The 15,883-nt window shown below is 62.8% G+C and carries 13 protein-coding genes; 7 read left to right on the top strand and 6 right to left on the bottom strand.

Features of this window, described 5'->3' with window-relative positions:
* Positions 1-10: 10 nt before the first annotated feature.
* Positions 11-1,906, bottom strand: a complete 1,896-nt coding sequence (locus tag NKJ77_RS27885) for a peptidyl-prolyl cis-trans isomerase (RefSeq protein WP_023832092.1) — start codon at positions 1,904-1,906, stop codon at positions 11-13.
* 147 nt (positions 1,907-2,053) lie between these two features.
* On the opposite strand from NKJ77_RS27885, the gene tpiA reads away from it, so the two are divergent.
* From tpiA to NKJ77_RS27910, 5 genes are all read left to right on the top strand, one after another.
* Positions 2,054-2,824, top strand: coding sequence for a triose-phosphate isomerase (tpiA, locus tag NKJ77_RS27890; RefSeq protein ID WP_023671052.1), 771 nt, complete (start codon positions 2,054-2,056; stop codon positions 2,822-2,824).
* Between the two features lie 196 nt (positions 2,825-3,020).
* Entirely contained in the window at positions 3,021-3,509 is a 489-nt protein-coding gene (gene secG / locus NKJ77_RS27895) for a preprotein translocase subunit SecG (protein WP_023724397.1), read from the top strand.
* A gap of 201 nt (positions 3,510-3,710) precedes the next feature.
* Positions 3,711-4,829, top strand: coding sequence for a L,D-transpeptidase (locus tag NKJ77_RS27900; RefSeq protein WP_352444201.1), 1,119 nt, complete (start codon positions 3,711-3,713; stop codon positions 4,827-4,829).
* 162 nt (positions 4,830-4,991) lie between these two features.
* Entirely contained in the window at positions 4,992-6,620 is a 1,629-nt protein-coding gene (gene pyrG, locus NKJ77_RS27905) for a CTP synthase (protein WP_023832094.1), read from the top strand.
* Between the two features lie 24 nt (positions 6,621-6,644).
* Positions 6,645-7,181 carry a DUF1697 domain-containing protein gene (locus NKJ77_RS27910; protein WP_352536077.1) on the top strand — a complete coding sequence of 179 codons (537 nt, stop codon included), beginning with the start codon at positions 6,645-6,647 and terminating at the stop codon, positions 7,179-7,181.
* A gap of 95 nt (positions 7,182-7,276) precedes the next feature.
* On the opposite strand, the gene NKJ77_RS27915 is transcribed toward NKJ77_RS27910, so the two are convergent.
* The 5 genes from NKJ77_RS27915 to NKJ77_RS27935 all read right to left on the bottom strand — a co-directional run bounded on the left by NKJ77_RS27915 (position 7,277) and on the right by NKJ77_RS27935 (position 14,913).
* Positions 7,277-8,734, bottom strand: a complete 1,458-nt coding sequence (locus NKJ77_RS27915) for an NCS1 family nucleobase:cation symporter-1 (protein ID WP_023693457.1) — start codon at positions 8,732-8,734, stop codon at positions 7,277-7,279.
* Between the two features lie 200 nt (positions 8,735-8,934).
* Complete coding sequence (gene otsB / locus NKJ77_RS27920; RefSeq protein ID WP_352536078.1) at positions 8,935-9,723, bottom strand: trehalose-phosphatase; 789 nt, start codon at positions 9,721-9,723, stop codon at positions 8,935-8,937.
* Complete coding sequence (locus tag NKJ77_RS27925; RefSeq protein WP_023682445.1) at positions 9,720-11,501, bottom strand: alpha,alpha-trehalose-phosphate synthase (UDP-forming); 1,782 nt, start codon at positions 11,499-11,501, stop codon at positions 9,720-9,722. Before NKJ77_RS27925 ends, otsB begins: the two co-directional genes overlap by 4 nt.
* 144 nt (positions 11,502-11,645) lie before the next feature.
* Complete coding sequence (locus NKJ77_RS27930; RefSeq protein WP_023832096.1) at positions 11,646-13,808, bottom strand: amylo-alpha-1,6-glucosidase; 2,163 nt, start codon at positions 13,806-13,808, stop codon at positions 11,646-11,648.
* Between the two features lie 43 nt (positions 13,809-13,851).
* Positions 13,852-14,913, bottom strand: coding sequence for a glycosyltransferase family 4 protein (locus tag NKJ77_RS27935; protein ID WP_023672687.1), 1,062 nt, complete (start codon positions 14,911-14,913; stop codon positions 13,852-13,854).
* On the opposite strand from NKJ77_RS27935, the gene NKJ77_RS32450 reads away from it, so the two are divergent.
* Positions 14,899-15,405, top strand: coding sequence for a DUF982 domain-containing protein (locus tag NKJ77_RS32450; RefSeq protein ID WP_373432840.1), 507 nt, complete (start codon positions 14,899-14,901; stop codon positions 15,403-15,405). The genes NKJ77_RS27935 and NKJ77_RS32450 overlap by 15 nt on opposite strands.
* Before the next feature lie 185 nt (positions 15,406-15,590).
* On the top strand, positions 15,591-15,749 hold the full coding sequence (locus NKJ77_RS27945; RefSeq protein ID WP_023696179.1) for a hypothetical protein: 159 nt from the start codon (positions 15,591-15,593) through the stop codon (positions 15,747-15,749).
* The last annotated feature ends 134 nt before the right edge of the window (positions 15,750-15,883 follow it).

Consider the following 15,883-nt stretch of genomic DNA (forward strand, 5'->3'; position numbering starts at 1 on the left):
CTAGGGCCATTCATTGGGCGAGGGCTTGGGCAACGGCGGCCTGGTCGACGCTGACGGCGTACTGCGTCTGCAACTGCGCCACCAACTGGTCGAGCAGATCGTCGGACATACCTTGCGTGAAGGATTTTTGCGCATCGTCGGGTACCGAGCTGGCGTCGGCTCCGGCCGGCTCGAACACTTCGGCGACCTTGAACAGGATCTGGCCGTCGCCGGTGGGCGAGGGGATCAGCCCGGTGCCGCCTTCGCCGACGCCGAACATCGCAGCAGCACCCTCCTTGCCGAAATCGACATCGTCGGCCTCGCGCTTCACGCCGCGCTTGGTCTGCTTTTCAAGCTTCAGTTCGCCGGCGATGACGTCGAGTGTGGTGCCAGCCTTGAGGCGCTTGTCGAGTTCGTCTGCTTTCGCGGTCAGCCGCTTGGTCGTTTCCTCTGTCTTCCAGTCCGCCACCACGCGCTGGCGGACTTCGTCCAGCGTGCGGTCGCGAGCCGGCGTGATCGATGTCAGTTCATAGAACACGAAGCCGTTGTTAGGCGTGGTCAGGGCTTGATTCTCGGTGTTGGGCTCGGCCTCGAACACCGCCTTGATGAGGTCCGGCGATGCCGGCAGGTCCTTGATGATGGTGCCGTCCGGCTTGAGGCCGGTGCGGTCTATGGCCTCGACGGTAACGTCCTTGAGCTTGAGTTTGGCGGCGGCTTCGGCCAGCGTGCTGCCGGCGGCGCGGGTGTCTTCGTAATTGTCGTGCACGTCGAGCAGGATGCGGCTTGCTTCGCCAAGCGCCAGATCCTTGCGGATCTGGTCTGACACTTCCGCCAGCGGCTTCACCGTTTCCGGTTTGATCTCGGTAACGCGCAAAAGCACCGGACCGAACGCGCCCTGGACGACCGGGCTGACTTCGTTGACGGCAAGCGCGAATGCGGCATCGGCGACCGCCTTGTCGGTGATCTTATCCTTGGAGAGCGTGCCGAGCAGCGTGTCGGCCGGGGTCTTGCCCTGCGCGGTGACGATCTTGTCGAAAGTGGCGCCCGTCTTCAGCGAATCGGATGCCGCCTTGGCGGCGTCCGCGGAAGGAAACACCAGCTGTTCGATGGTGCGCATTTCCGGCGTGGTGTAGCGGCCCTTGTTCTTGTTGTAGTCGTCGCTGACCTGCTGGTCCGTTACGGCGCTGACATCCATGATGTCTTCGGGCTCGAGCCGGACATAGGAGAATTTGCGGTATTCTGGCGCCGCGTAGGTTTTCTTGTTGGCCTCGAAATAAGCCTGAAGCACGCTGTCGGATGGCACCTCGATGGGCTCCACCAACGCCTTTGGCAAGATCAGATAGTCGATGGTGCGGTCTTCGCCGCGATAGAGCGCAACTGCCTTGAAGAAGGTATCCGGAGCCTTGAGCCCGTCCGAAACCGCTTCGACGATCTGCTGGCGCACCGCCACCTGAGCCCGGTTCTTCAGATAGTCCTCCGGCCGCATTCCCAGTTCGCGCAGGCGGGATTCGAACAGCCGGCGGTCGAACTGGCCATTCGGGCCCTGGAAGGCGGGTTCCTGCCGCGTCAGTTCGGCCAGCCTGTCCTTGGAGAAGCCAAGCCCGAGCTTGCGCGCCTGTTCGTCGAGGACGGCGCCGGACACCAACTGAGCCAGCACCTGGTTGTCGATGCCATAGGCCTTGGCCTGGTCGCGGCTGATGCGCTGGCCGATCTGCTGTTGCAGCATGGCGATCTGGCGATCGTAGGCTAGGCGGTACTCGGTGATCGACACGGTGGTGCTGCCGGCGGTGATCACCGCATGATGGCCGGCCAGGAAGCCGCCCGTCATCCGCGTGGTGACGCCCCAGGCAAGGAAACTCAACACCAGCAGCGACAGCAGGGCTTTCGCGACCCAGGTCCCTGCCGCGCTTCTTAATATACCAAGCATTGTTACTTCCGATTTTTGCGCAGTTTTGCGTGCGCCCGAGTCTGAAACAAGCGCAATAGCGCCCTTCCGGCTCACTGTCGATTGCTTTGTGGCCTGATTTTGATAGGGAGGGCGAGACCCCAATGTCGCCCGGAGAACCAGATCCCCATGACGCCAGGAATTCGACCGCTCGTTGCCGGCAACTGGAAAATGAACGGCACCAGCGCTTCGCTGAACGAGCTCAGGATGATCGGCAACGGCTTCATGAGCGGGCTCGACGCAGAGACCGAAGCATTGGTCTGCGTGCCGGCGACCTTGCTGTCGCGCGCCGTCGAAATCCTGTCGCGCACGCCGGTGCGGGCCGGTGGCGAGGACTGCCACATCAAGGAAAGCGGCGCCTTCACCGGCTGTGTCTCAGCCGAGATGCTGAAGGATGCGGGCGCCAGCCACGTCATTGTCGGCCATTCCGAGTGCCGCGAACAGCGCAGCGAGGACGATGCCATCGTGCTCGCCAAGGCCTCGGCGGCGTGGCGGGCAGGGCTCGTCGCCATCATCTGCATCGGCGAGACCAAGGCCGAGCGCGAAGCGGGCACAGCACTCGACGTGTTGTCGCGGCAGGTCGCCGGCTCGGTGCCACCGAGCGCAACGCCCGCCAACACCGTTATCGCCTACGAGCCGGTATGGGCTATCGGCACCGGCCTGACGCCGACCGCCGAAGACGTGGCGGAGGCGCACGCGCATATCCGCCAAAAACTGGCGGAAGCGCTCGGCGCTGCCGTGGCCGGCAAGATGCGCATCCTCTATGGCGGCTCGGTCAAGGCGTCCAACGCGGTCGAACTGCTGGGCGTCAAAAACGTCGACGGCGCGCTGGTTGGCGGCGCCAGCTTGAAGGCGTCCGACTTTCTCGCCATCGCCGAGGCATACCAGAATATCGCGTAGGCCCCGGAATCTCGTTGCCGACCAGTTCCGTCATCGACTTATGAACGCGGCAGTTCGGCGGAAATCGTTGCAAAGGGCGCATTGCTTCCCATATTCCGGCCACGGGCTTGGAAATGCCGTTAAAGCATTGTATGGAGCCGCCTCCAAATCACCGGCCCTGATCGCCAGGGAGCGGCAGGGCTTGCCAGGATAAAATATGGAAACCGTACTGATCGTCATCCACCTCATGGTCGTGCTCGCCCTTGTCGGCGTGGTGCTGCTGCAACGCTCCGAAGGCGGTGGTCTCGGCATTGGCGGCGGTTCCGGTTTCATGACCGCGCGTGGCGCCGCCAATGCGCTGACGCGGGCGACGGCGATCCTGGCCGCGGCCTTCTTCGTCACGTCGCTGACACTCTCGATCGTTGCCCGCTATGGCGAAAAACCGATCGACATTCTCGACCGCGTGCCGGCCGACAGCGGCAACGGCGTGCTCAATCAGTTGCCCGGCACGACGGCGCCGACGCCGCCTTCGGGCAACACCGCACCGGCCGCGCCCGCGGCCAACGGCGCCGCCACGACGCCGCCCGCCACCACAGCCCCGGCGACGGCTCCATCTCCGGCGACGCCACCTGCAACCGATTCGGCTGCGCCGCCGGCTACCAATGGCGTTACCTTGCCGGTCACGCCGCAGGTTCCGAACCAGTAGTCGGTACGGTCAGATGCCGCGATCTGTTGTTGTTTCAACACAGTCGCGGCAAATGGCACACGATCACGAAGATTCGACCGCACCCCGTGCTTGAGGCCCGTACGCCACTTCGATTATAGATTGCCGGCGGCACTTTCTGCGCCCTTGGGGGGCGCCGGGCGACGCCGTGGGCAACAAGCATTGAACGATCGGATCTTCGCCATGCAGCTTCGCAGCTTCATTTTCATGGGGTTTTGTGCCGTATTCGGCATGAGCTCCGCGGTCTTCGCCGGCACTCCGGCAATGACCTCACCGCAGGCGGTTGGCAAAACCGCTGTCATCAACGTCGCCGCCAAGAGCGATGCGACGCAGCTGAAGCTTCTCAAGAAGAAGAAAAACCCGAGCCCGGATGATCTGGCTCAGATCAGCAAGCTCGAAGACAAGATCGCCGCCGAGAGGGATCTCGCCCGCGTCAAGGCGCTCGAGGCCCGCAAGCTGGCGATGCGCGATGCGGCGAAAGCCAGGGCCGATGCCCAGCGCCAGGCGTTCCTGGCAAGCAAGGGCAAGCCGGTGGTGGTTGCCGACGCCAAGCCAGGCAAGAAGACCACCAAGATCATCGCTCCGGTTGACCCGATCGCGCCGGTCGAGCCGATCGAATCGGCCGAACCGCTTCCGGCCGAAGCGATGAATATCGCGCTGACCGGCAACAATGGCGAATTGCGCAGCGAGGCCCCGGGCCAGAAGCCGACGAGTGGCGGACTGTTCGCCGGCCTGTTCGGCGGCACGTCCTCTGCCTCGTCGATTGCCTATCTCCCCGAGACGCGCGCGCTCGACCAGGCTCTCGCCAAGCGGCAAGCCAAGAAACAGTTCAAGGTGAAGCCGGAATTCGTGCCGCAGGACGTCGAATTCAGCGGCTACGAGCCGGGTACGATCGTCATCGATACCAGCGCGCGCCGCCTCTACCTCGTCGAATCGGCTTTCACCGCCCGCCGCTATGCGATCGCGGTCGGCCGCGAAGGCCTGCAGTTCAAGGGCAAGGTTGCCGTTGGCGACAAGCAGGAATGGCCGCGCTGGATCCCGACGCTCGACATGCAGAAGCGCGAACCCAAGCATTATGGCCAGTACAAGGACGGCATGCCCGGCGGCGGCCAGAACCCGCTCGGCGCCCGCGCCATCTATCTCTACGACGGCAAGAAGGACACGCATCTGCGCATCCACGGCACCATCGCGCCGCAGTCGATCGGAACCAGTGCTTCCAATGGCTGCTTCCGCATGATCAACGAGCACGTCATGGACCTCTATAGCCGCGTCAGGGTCGGCACCAAGGTCGTCATCATCTGACGTTTTCACAAACCTGCCGAAGGGCCGGCTTTTGCCGGCCCTTTTGTTTTGACCAAAACACCAGTCTCGAACCGCGGGACTATCGCGCCTTCTCTGGAAAAAGCCTCAGCGGCGGTTTTTTCTCTGGCGGAATCAATTCGGCCGCGTTAAGCGATGACTCCCATGGCGCGATATGTATTCATCACAGGCGGCGTGGTTTCCTCACTTGGAAAAGGCATCGCTGCAGCGGCCCTTGGGGCTCTCTTGCAGGCGCGAGGCTATCGCGCACGCATCAAAAAGCTCGATCCCTATCTCAATGTCGATCCCGGAACGATGTCGCCTTACCAGCATGGCGAGGTTTTCGTCACCGATGACGGCGCCGAGACCGATCTCGATCTTGGCCATTACGAGCGCTTCACCGGCCGCTCGGCCAATCAGCAGGACAACATCACCACCGGCCGCATCTACAAGAACATCATCGAACGCGAACGGCGCGGCGACTATCTCGGCGCCACCGTGCAGGTCATTCCGCACGTCACCGACGAGATCAAGAATTTCGTGCTCGACGGCAATGACGACTATGATTTCGTGCTGTGCGAGATCGGCGGCACGGTCGGCGATATCGAGGCGATGCCGTTCCTCGAGGCGATCCGCCAGCTCGGCAACGATCTGCCGCGCAACAACGCCGTCTATGTCCACCTGACCTTGATGCCTTACATCCCGACGGCCGGCGAGTTGAAGACCAAGCCGACCCAGCATTCGGTCAAGGAACTGCGCGGCATCGGCATTGCGCCCGATATCCTGCTGGTCCGCGCCGACCGCGCCATCCCCAAGGAAGAGCGCAGAAAACTGTCGCTGTTCTGCAATGTGCGCGAGAGTGCCGTCATCCAGGCGCTCGACGTGCCCCACATCTATGACGTGCCGATGGCTTACCACAAGGAAGGGCTCGATTCGGAAGTGCTGGCCGCCTTCGGTATCGATCCGGCGCCGAAGCCGCGCATGGAGCGTTGGCAGGCCGTGTCCAACCGCATCCACAATCCGGAAGGCGAGGTGACGATCGCCATTGTCGGCAAATACACCGGCCTCAAGGATGCCTACAAATCGCTGATCGAGGCTTTGTCGCATGGCGGCATGGCCAACCGCGTCAAGGTCAAGCTCGACTGGATCGAGAGCGAGATTTTCGAGAAGGAAGACCCGACGCCGTGGCTGGAAAAGGTGCATGGCATCCTGGTGCCCGGCGGCTTCGGCGAGCGTGGCTCGGAAGGCAAGATCCTGGCGGCGAAATTCGCCCGCGAGCGCAAGGTGCCGTATTTCGGCATCTGCTTCGGCATGCAGATGGCCTGCATCGAGGCGGCGCGCTCGCTGGCCGGCGTCGAACACGCCTCGTCGACCGAATTCGGTCCGACGGACGAGCCGGTCGTCGGCCTGATGACCGAATGGCTGAAAGGCAACATGCTGGAGAAGCGCCGCGAAACGGGCGATCTCGGCGGCACCATGCGGCTTGGCGCCTATCAGGCCGAACTCGCCAAGGGTTCGAAGATCGCCGACATCTATGGCGACACCCAGATTTCCGAGCGCCATCGCCATCGCTACGAGGTCAACATCGACTACAAGGAGCGGCTTGAGGATTGCGGCTTGGTGTTTGCCGGCATGTCGCCCGACGGCGTGCTGCCGGAAACCGTCGAATATCCCGACCATCCCTGGTTTATCGGCGTCCAGTATCACCCGGAGCTGAAGAGCCGGCCGCTTGAGCCGCATCCGCTGTTCGCCAGCTTCATCTCGGCCGCGGTGGACCAGTCGCGGCTGGTCTAGGGCCACGGTGAGGTTTCGCAGCTGATGCAGACCTATGTTGCGCTGCTCTACAGCATCATCCTCGGCGAAGGCCGCCGGGTCGTCATGACCGACCTCAAGGCGATGGCTGAACACCTTGGGCTGAAGAACCCGCGCACCCTGGTGGCGACCGGTAATCTGGTCTTCGAGACACGGGCGACTGGCATCGCCAAGCTGGAACAGCGGCTGGAAACGGCCTTCGAAAAAACCTTCGGCCGCAATGTCGTCATCATCGTGCGCACTGCCGAGGATTGGCTGAAACTTGCCGCCGGCAACCCATTCCCGGCCGACTCTGCCGAGGCAGGCGATCAGGTGGCCGTGCGGGTGATGCGCGAGCCAGCGCCAGCGGATGGTGTGGCCGCGCTCCAGGCCTATGCCGCTGAGGACGAGAAGGTGGCTTCGGTCGACGGTGACATCTGGGTCGTCTTTTCGCGCCAGCGGCCAAGCTCGCGGCTGCTCGCTGCCATGAACCACAAGCGCATGGGCATCGGCACCGCACGCAACTGGAACACGGTGCGGAGGTTGGCTGAGATGGTGGAGTAGGGAGTAGGGAGTAGGGAGTAGGGAGTAGGGAGTAGGGGTATTATTCCCTACTGACTACTGACTACTGACTACTGACTACTCCCTATCCCTCAATTTCACGCCTTCGCCGTCCTGGCCCCTGCGCCAAGGGCGGCGGTGCGAAGGACGTAGTAGATGACCCCTGCAATGCCGACGCCGAAGAACCAGCCATAAACGCCCCACCATGCCGGTAGCAGGTTCGTGAAGTTCGGCAGGACCGAGGAGAAGATGGCGCCGATGCCGGCGGCTATGAAGGCGTTGATGTGCCAGCCGCCCTGGAAGCGGAACTCGCCATCTTCGCGGTACAGTGCCTCGACGTCGACCTCGCCCTTCCGGATCAGATAGTAGTCGACCATCATCACCCCGAAGATCGGCCCCATCGTCGCGCCGATGACGTTGACGAAAGATGCGGCACTGCCTTCCCACGGCGCGAAGGGATAGAGCACCAGCGCGATCACGGCTGCGATATAGCCGCCCTTCTTGAAGTCGATCTGCCGGGGAAAAACATTGGAGAAGTCGAAGGCCGGCGAGACGAAGTTTGCCACCACATTGATGCCGAGCGTCGCCACGGCAAAAGTCAGGGCTGCAAGCGCTGCCAGGAACCAGCTGTCGAATTTCGCCGAGATCTGGTCGGGATGCAGAAGCACTTCGCCATACACGTCGAAGGCAGCGATGGTGGTCACGCCGGCGACCAGCGAGAACAGGATGAGATTGATCGGCAGGCCCCAGATGTTGCCCTTGCGCAGCGATGCCTTGTCTGGGGCATAGCGGGCGAAATCGCAGAAATTGAGATAGAGCGCCGAGAAATAGGTGACCCAGATCGCCGCCACCGCAAACAGCGACGTCCAGGAGCCAGGGGTTCCGGGTACGCCGGCATCCTTTGTCTTGTCGAGCAGCACATCCATCGGGATGTCGCTGGTGAAGGCAAATCTCCCGGATTTTACACAGAGATAGATCGCCAGGATCAACATCATCACCCACACCGCCGGTCCGGCCCAATCCTGGAAGCGGCGCACCGTTTCCATGCCGTTCTGGATGATCAGCAATTGCAGTGCCCAGATGACCACAAAACAGATCACTTCCAGACCCGTATGGCCGAGGAAATGCGTGTTGGCGTTGAAATCGGCGAACCATTGCGAGCGGATCAGCAACGCCACGATCGCGCCCGATGCCGCCGCCGTCTGCGCGCCGTACCAGAAGCAGGCGACGATGGCGCGCACCAGGGCCGGAATGTTGGCGCCCCAGATGCCGAAGGACGCGCGCGCCAGCACGGGATAGGGCACGCCGGTCTTCACGCCGGCATAGCCGACCATGTTCATCAGCGCGTAGATGATCAGCGAACCGATGCCGATGGCGATGATGAAATTGACGAAGCCGCCGCAAAACAGGAACAGGCTTGCGGCGAGATAATAGCCCCAGAGGCTGTGGACGTCCGACGTCCAGACGTTGAAGATCGAGAACGGCCCCCAGTTTCGGACTTTGGCCGGAGCCAGATCCTCATTGTATAGATCAGGTGATGCGCCTTGTATGGTCACTGCGATGTCCTCCCCTTGATGCCGCACGCGCCCTCACGCGTCGACTGCGCAGGTTATGCCTGACGCAGGGGAACCGGCAAGCAATCCATTTGCCGGCTTTGGCCTTAAAGATATTCAATGAGAACAGCCCTTATCGATCGGCTTTTGGCGAAGGTCGGCGCAATCGCGGCGATCTTGATTCGATCTGCAGGCGGCAGGGATCAGGACGCTTTGCGGTTGAGGGCCGGTGATGCGTCGAAATTGGCGGCAAGCCAGGCTATCGCGCAGGTGACATCATCGAGCCTGTATTGGGCCACGGTCGGCCCACGCGGCTTGACCCGGATCGAGATGCCGTCGGCCTCGTTGATCGCCTCGAAACCGTTTTCGTCGGCGGTGTCGTCGCCGAGAAAGACCGGCCGCCGTCCGGCAAAGGGCGGGATTGCCATGAAACGCCGCACGGCAGCGCCCTTGGCCGCTTCGAGCGGCATGAGTTCGACGCCGGCATTGCCCGGGATAACCCGATAGCCCTTGGGAAGCTCGGTCAAAGCCTGTTCGACAAGATGCGTTGCCCTGGCCAGCAGATGCGGCGCCGCACGCGTATGGATGGCGAGGATCGGACCCTTGCGCTCGATATGAACAAGGCCGTCATCGAGTTCGGCCTCGATGGCGTCGGCAAGGGCAGCGATATCGGCGGGAGCATCCGCGGTAACGACCGGGCCGTCCGGCGTCAGCCGGTGTTCCAGCCCATAGAGACCGGCAACACGCAGCTTCAACGGATGAAACAGGCGGTCGGCGCCCTCGACCGAGCGGCCGGTGATAAAGGCGACGGCGCCGTCCAGCCGTTTGTCGACGGCGCCTAGGAGGTTGCGCAGTTCGTCGCTCACGGACACGGCGTCGGGGTGCGCGGCGTGCTCCAGCAACGTGCCGTCGATGTCGAGGAAAAGCGCCCATTGTCCTTCCGGCAGGTCGGGTGCGGCTGGCAGGCCCGGTGCTTTCGACAGGCTATTCATGACGCCACCTTCCGCATGCGGTCGAACAGCGAGACGATGTTGGTGTCGGTGTTTGCGGGCCGCTCGGCGACACTTGTCGCTCTTTCGAGGTCGCCGCGTTTGCGTAGGCGCGCCGCATCGAGCAGCATGCTGCCGGCCCAGCGAAAGACATTGTTGTCGCGCACTATTTCCCGCATCGGGCGCATGCGCTCGCGCTGTTCGTCCGGTGACATGGTCAGCGCCTGCAGCAGCACCTGGCTCATCATCGCCGCGTCGTAAGGATTGACGATCAGTGCTTCCAGCAGTTCGCGCGACGCGCCGGCAAATGTGCTGAGCAACAGCACGCCCTGTTCGTCGTCACGCGCGGCGACGAATTCCTTGGCTACGAGGTTCATGCCGTCATGCAGGCTGGTGACCATGCAGATGTCGGCGGCGCGATAGATCTCATAGACCTGTTGCTGCGAATGGTGCTCAGCCACCATGACCACGGGCTTGTAGCCGTCATGACCGTAGCGCTGGTTGAGTTCGTTGGCATAACGCAGGCATTCATCGTGCAATTGCTGGTAGGCCGGCAGCGTGCCGCGGCTTGGGGCAGCAATCTGCAGGAACACTACCTTGCCGATCCACTCGGGGTGGCGCGTAAACAATTCGTCCAGCGCATGGAAGCGGTCGAGGATGCCTTTGGTGTAGTCCAGGCGCTCGACGCCGACGCACAGCTTGACGTCCGCCGACAGGCCGAACCGCTCACGCAGGCGGGCGCGGCTTTCCTCGACCGGTGGCAGTTTGGCCAGGAGTTCGGCCGGCCATTCGATGGAGATGGGATAGGCGTGCACCAGGGTCGTCCGCCCGCCATACGAGATCGCGGCGTCGGCGCGCTCGATGCGGCTTTCCAGGAACCGGTCTACGCTTTCAGTGAAATTATTGGCATGAAACTGGGTGTGAAAGCCGATGATCGAGCTCCCGAGCAGTCCATCAAGAACGCGTTCGCGCCATGGGCAGATGCTGAACACTTCGGAGTTCGGCCACGGGATGTGCCAGAAGGTGATGATGATCGCCTCCGGCAGGCGCTCGCGGATCATGCGCGGCAGGAGCGCGAAATGGTAATCCTGAACCAGCACGATCGGCCGCTCATTGCGAGCCTCGGCAACCACCATATCGGCGAATTTGCGGTTGACGGCCTCATAGGCCTCCCAGTCCGAGGCACGGAAGACCGGCCGGGTGAAGGCGATATGGCAGAGCGGCCAAAGCCCTTCATTGGCAAAGCCGAGATAGTAGCCCTGATATTCGTCGTCGCTCAGCCACACGCGGCGCAGCGTATAGGACGGATTGTCCGGCGGCACCTGAACCCGATCGTTGCTATCGACCGTCAGACGATCCGCCGTTCCGCCGCCATAGGCGATCCAGGTGCCGCTGCAGGCGCGGGTGATAGGCTCAAGCGCCGACACCAGGCCGCTGGCCGGCACCAGAAGCTCGACGCCGTCGTCCTTGATGTTGTGGATATAGGGTTCTCGGTTCGAGACGACGATGACCTGCGCGTCCGGCAGGTCGTCGGCAAGTATCTTGCGCAAGGTGTCGGGCGACCAGTTCACCAGCGCCGCGTCGGGAGATTGTCCATTCTTCTCGAACTCCCGCAAAACCTTGCGCGTCGCTTCCGATGCGACGTCCTCGCCGGCAGTCGGTGCAACCGTCAAGCTATGGCTACGACGTTGCCTGGAGATCGATAACAGAACGGCTAGAATCGAAAGGCCAAGGCTTGCAAGGATCAAGACCCAGAGCAGGGCCATGCCATAATCGGTCATTCCAATTCCAACTCAATTTTGGCCGTCAGGGCCTTTTTCTTCATGGTTCCATTTGAGTGTTCGCAGCCGACGATCGCCCGTGAGAACCTGTGTTTTTTGCAACGCACAAACCCTGGGATCGGTTCCCGTTGAAAGCCGTTCCGATCATGTCCGCACGATCAGCGGAACCAGCCCTTCATGGCGGTCGGCGAGAAAGGCGACGACGCGGTCGCCGACACGCTGGAAGGTAAGATCGACCCTCTTTTCGCCGACACCCAGATGCCTGAGCGTCAGCGTATCGATGCCGATCGGCAAACGGGGTCGAGTGACGTGGATTTCGCCGTTCCAGCCGTCGATTTCCAGACCGAGGCACGCCTGCATCAGCATGAAGGCCGAGCCTGCCGACCAGGCTTGCGGCAGGCAGGCGACGGGGTAGGCGATCGGTGCTTCACCCGGCGAGCGGGTAAAGCCGCAGAACAGTTCCGGCAGCCGCATGTTGAAATGCACGGCGGATTCGAACGTGCCGCTCATCAGCCGCACCACGCTGTCACGCTCGCCGAACCGCGCCAGGCCGGCGCCGCACATCGCCGTGTCATGCGGCCAGATGGAACCATTGTGGTACGACATCGGGTTGAACAGCACAGCATCGTCGGAAAGCGTTCGCACCCCCCAGCCGGAGTGGAAGGAAGCCGAAAGCAACTGGTCGGCGACCATCTTAGCCCGCGCCGGTTCGGGCAGGCCGACATAGAGCAGGTGTCCGGCATTCGACGTGCGCACCTTGCACGGCTCTCCGGCGCCGTCGATCGCCAGCGCATAGAAGCCGAGATCGTCCAGCCAGAAATCACGCTCGACGGCGATCCGCATCTCTTCGGCGCGATTTTCCCAGTGCTCGGCCTGCGCGAACTCGCCCCGGCGGCGGGCGAGAGCGGCAAGGCCCCTGAAGGCTGCGAAGACATAACCCTGCACTTCGACCAGCGCGATCGGCCCCTTGGGAATGCGCCCGTCGGCGTGGAAGACGGAGTCGAAGCTGTCCTTCCAGCCTTGGTTCGCAAGGCCGGATTCGGCGGCGCGCTGATAGGTGACGAAGCCGGTTGCGCGGCTCGCCTCTTCCGTCCACTTGGCGGCGGCGCAGAGAGATGGCCACAGGCTGGCGATGAAGTCCATGTCGCCGGTGCGCTCGGCATAGGCGCAAGCGAGGTGGATGTAGAGCGGCGTGGTATCGACGCCGCCATAGTAGCGGCCGAAGGGTAGCTCCTGCAGCGCCACCATCTCGCCCTTGCGCGTCTCGTGCATGATCTTGCCGGGCTGCGAGTCGCTGAAAGGCGATGTCTCGGTCGCCTGGTGCTGGGCGAGGAAGGCAAGCACGCCGCGCGCCAGGCCGGGGTTGAGCCATAGCATCTGCAGCGCCGAGATGACGCCGTCACGGCCGAAGGCCGTCGAAAACCAGGGGATGCCGGCATAGGGGTAAGGGCCGGTCGACAGCTCGGTGGTCAGCAAGGCGACATCGGCGCGAGCGCGTTCGACCCAATCGTTGAAGACGCGGCCCGAACTGTGCACCGTCGCTCCATGGCGGCGCTTGGCCCGCATGCCGAAACGGGCGCGCGCCGCGGCCGCCCGGAAGCGGTCGCGGTCGGGCGTTTCGGTCAGTTCCGCGCCGACCTCGACGTAAAGCATCTTGCTGCTGCGCTTGGTCACTGCGATGAGGAAATCCGCGCGCTCGGCGCTCAGCTGGTCCGGCGGCTGCGAGAACGTGATCGCAGACACCCGCGCCAGCCCGTCCAGTCCGTCATAGCGCAGCAGCACCGAGGCAGGCTCGATCTCCGCTGCATGCGCCATTCCGCGCTTCGGCCGGGTCGAACCGCGCACCTCGAACATGTCGCGGAAATCGACGGCAAAATGCAGCGAGACGCGGATTGCCGAATGCTCCTGGCTGTAGTTGGAAAGGGTGATGCGCTCGAACAGCCGGTCCTGCCACAACAGCCTGACGCGCTCGATATGGATGGCGCCCTGGGGGATGTCGCGGCCACCGACGCTTTGCATCGGCAAATTGGTCATATTGCTGGTGAACAGCACATTGTCCTGGCTGAGCGAGGCGCCGAGCAGAGATGTCTGTCGGCCGCCGACGGTGAGCCTGAACTCCGACAGCACCCGGGTGTCGTCACGGAAGAAACCGTCGCCCGCACCCCTGATATCGCCGTAGGCATCGGCCACGGCAAAACAGTCGCCTTGCTTCAGGGCAAACAGCCGGTGCGGCTCGCGCGGCGCGGTTTCGTCCAGGGAGGCAAGGGCCACGGCAGGGTCGAGCTTGCGCTCGTCAAGTTCGGTCATCAGTCACAAATCTCTGTTTCGGGCTCGGAACGTCCGCCGTCGTTCACGACGCTTTCGATTCAGCCGGGGCGCCGATGAGACGCGCATAGGCAGTGAGATAGTCGCGCGCCATCCTGTTGGCGGAGAACCGACTTTCGAAGACGGCGCGCACCTTTCGCCGGTCGAGTTGCAGCAAGGCCGGCACCGCGGCGACCGCGGCGTCGAGAGAATCGACGACAAATCCGGTAACGCCATGGTCGATGACTTCCGGCAACGCACCGCAGTTCCAGCCGATGGTTGGCGTACCGCACGCCATCGCCTCGATCGCGGCAAGGCCGAACGGCTCGGGCCAGTCTATCGGAAACAGCAGACCAGCGGCATTGCCGAGGAATTCAGTCTTCTCACTCTCGGCGATCTCGCCGACATAGTCGATGCGGTCGCCATCGATCAACGGCTCGATCGTCTCATGGAAATAGGCGCGATCATCGTCGCCGATCTTGGCCGCCAGCTTGAGCTTCATGCCCGAGCGCAAGGCGATGTCGATGGCCCGGTCCGGCCGCTTGTCGCGCGAAAGCCGGCCGAGAAAGGCAAGGTATGGTTCGCCCGCCGCCGTCTCGAAGGTCGGCTGATAGAGACCCGTCGGCAGCCCGTGATGGATGGTGGCCAGCCAATTGGCATTCGCAAGCCCGGTCTTCTGGCTATGCGAGATCGAGATCAGCGGAAAGCGCGGAAAACGCTCATAGGCTGGCGCCAGATCGACATAATCGAGCCGGCCATGAGGCGTCGTCACCGTCTTGTCCGGCATGGTCTCGAAGAACGAGAAATGCAGGAAATGGCTGAGATGAAAATGAATGATATCAAAGTCGTGGGCTCGGTTCCTCACATCGGCAAGCATCGCAAGATGCGCCGCCGTGTCCGATTTCAGCGGGCGCGGATCGAGGCGTAGCGCGCGTTCGCGACCTGGTATCAGTCTGGCCGACGTCCGGCTGTCGCCGCTGGCGAACAGCGTCACCTCATGGCCGAGTTCGACCAGCCCTTCGGTCAGATAGGAAACGATGCGCTCGGTGCCGCCATAGAGAAGGGGTGGCACCGATTCGTGCAAAGGGGCGACATGGGCTATGCGCATGGTTTGAACGTGTCCCTCAAGGCAATCACGAGAGCGAAATGCATCAGCCGGCCTAACGTTCCGGACAAAAGCGGGCGTCGGCAACCCAAGCCCACCAGCGCAGATTTTTTTGCAATAAGCGGAACAAACGCGCCATCCGCGAATTTAGTAGGGTTGGTTCGCGCTGCGGCCGACCAGGGAGAGAACAAAATGGACCGCTTGCATTTCTTTACGCCCGTGCGCATTGCGCGCGGGCAGGGACACCCCGTCGAGGAAGTCGATAGCGTTGCCGAAGCGATGGTCTTTTTGCAGAAATGGCCATTGGGACGGCGTGGGCCTGTGTATCAGTGCGCCGTGAATTGCTGCTCCGCGGCCCTGTCGGGCAGAATGTCGGCCGAAGCAGCCAGGAAGGCGTTTACGGGCTTTGCCCGCATCACCCGGCTGCTCGATGATGACATGGCCCTGCCGATGGGCGGCGAAAGCATGGCGGAAGTCCACGCGCTGAGGCGCTAGGCGCCGGTCCAGCCATTTGGCTATTGAACACCCGGGCTTTGGCGGCGCGGGCATCATCTTTTTCGCACCGGAGTATTCCGGCGCGGCCCTTCACCTCATGGGCCACACTGTGCTTTCATGCGGCGTTTCGCATGACCGGTGGGTGACGACCATCGACGGGCGGTCCGAACGTGGAGGGGTAGACAATGCCGAAACTGATCCTGGGAACACTCGGCGCTATCGTCATCGCCCTCATCTGGGCGGTCTTTGCCAGTTTGATGGGCGCGCCATCGATCGTGATCACGGTCGGCGCGGTCGCCATTGGGGCCGGCGTCTACACCTACGTCGACCGACGCTCGACTTGACGCGTCCCCGGTCTGCCGCGCGCTCGACCAATTGCACGCCGGTGTTTGACGCGCGCGGCAGCCGCGGCGGGCATTCTTCAAAGATGAGCTTGCTGGCCGCATAGAGAGCCAAGGCGCAGACAGGGCGCCACACG

It is taken from the genome of Mesorhizobium sp. M0052 (assembly GCF_040323255.1).
Classification (GTDB): Bacteria; Pseudomonadota; Alphaproteobacteria; order Rhizobiales; family Rhizobiaceae; genus Mesorhizobium.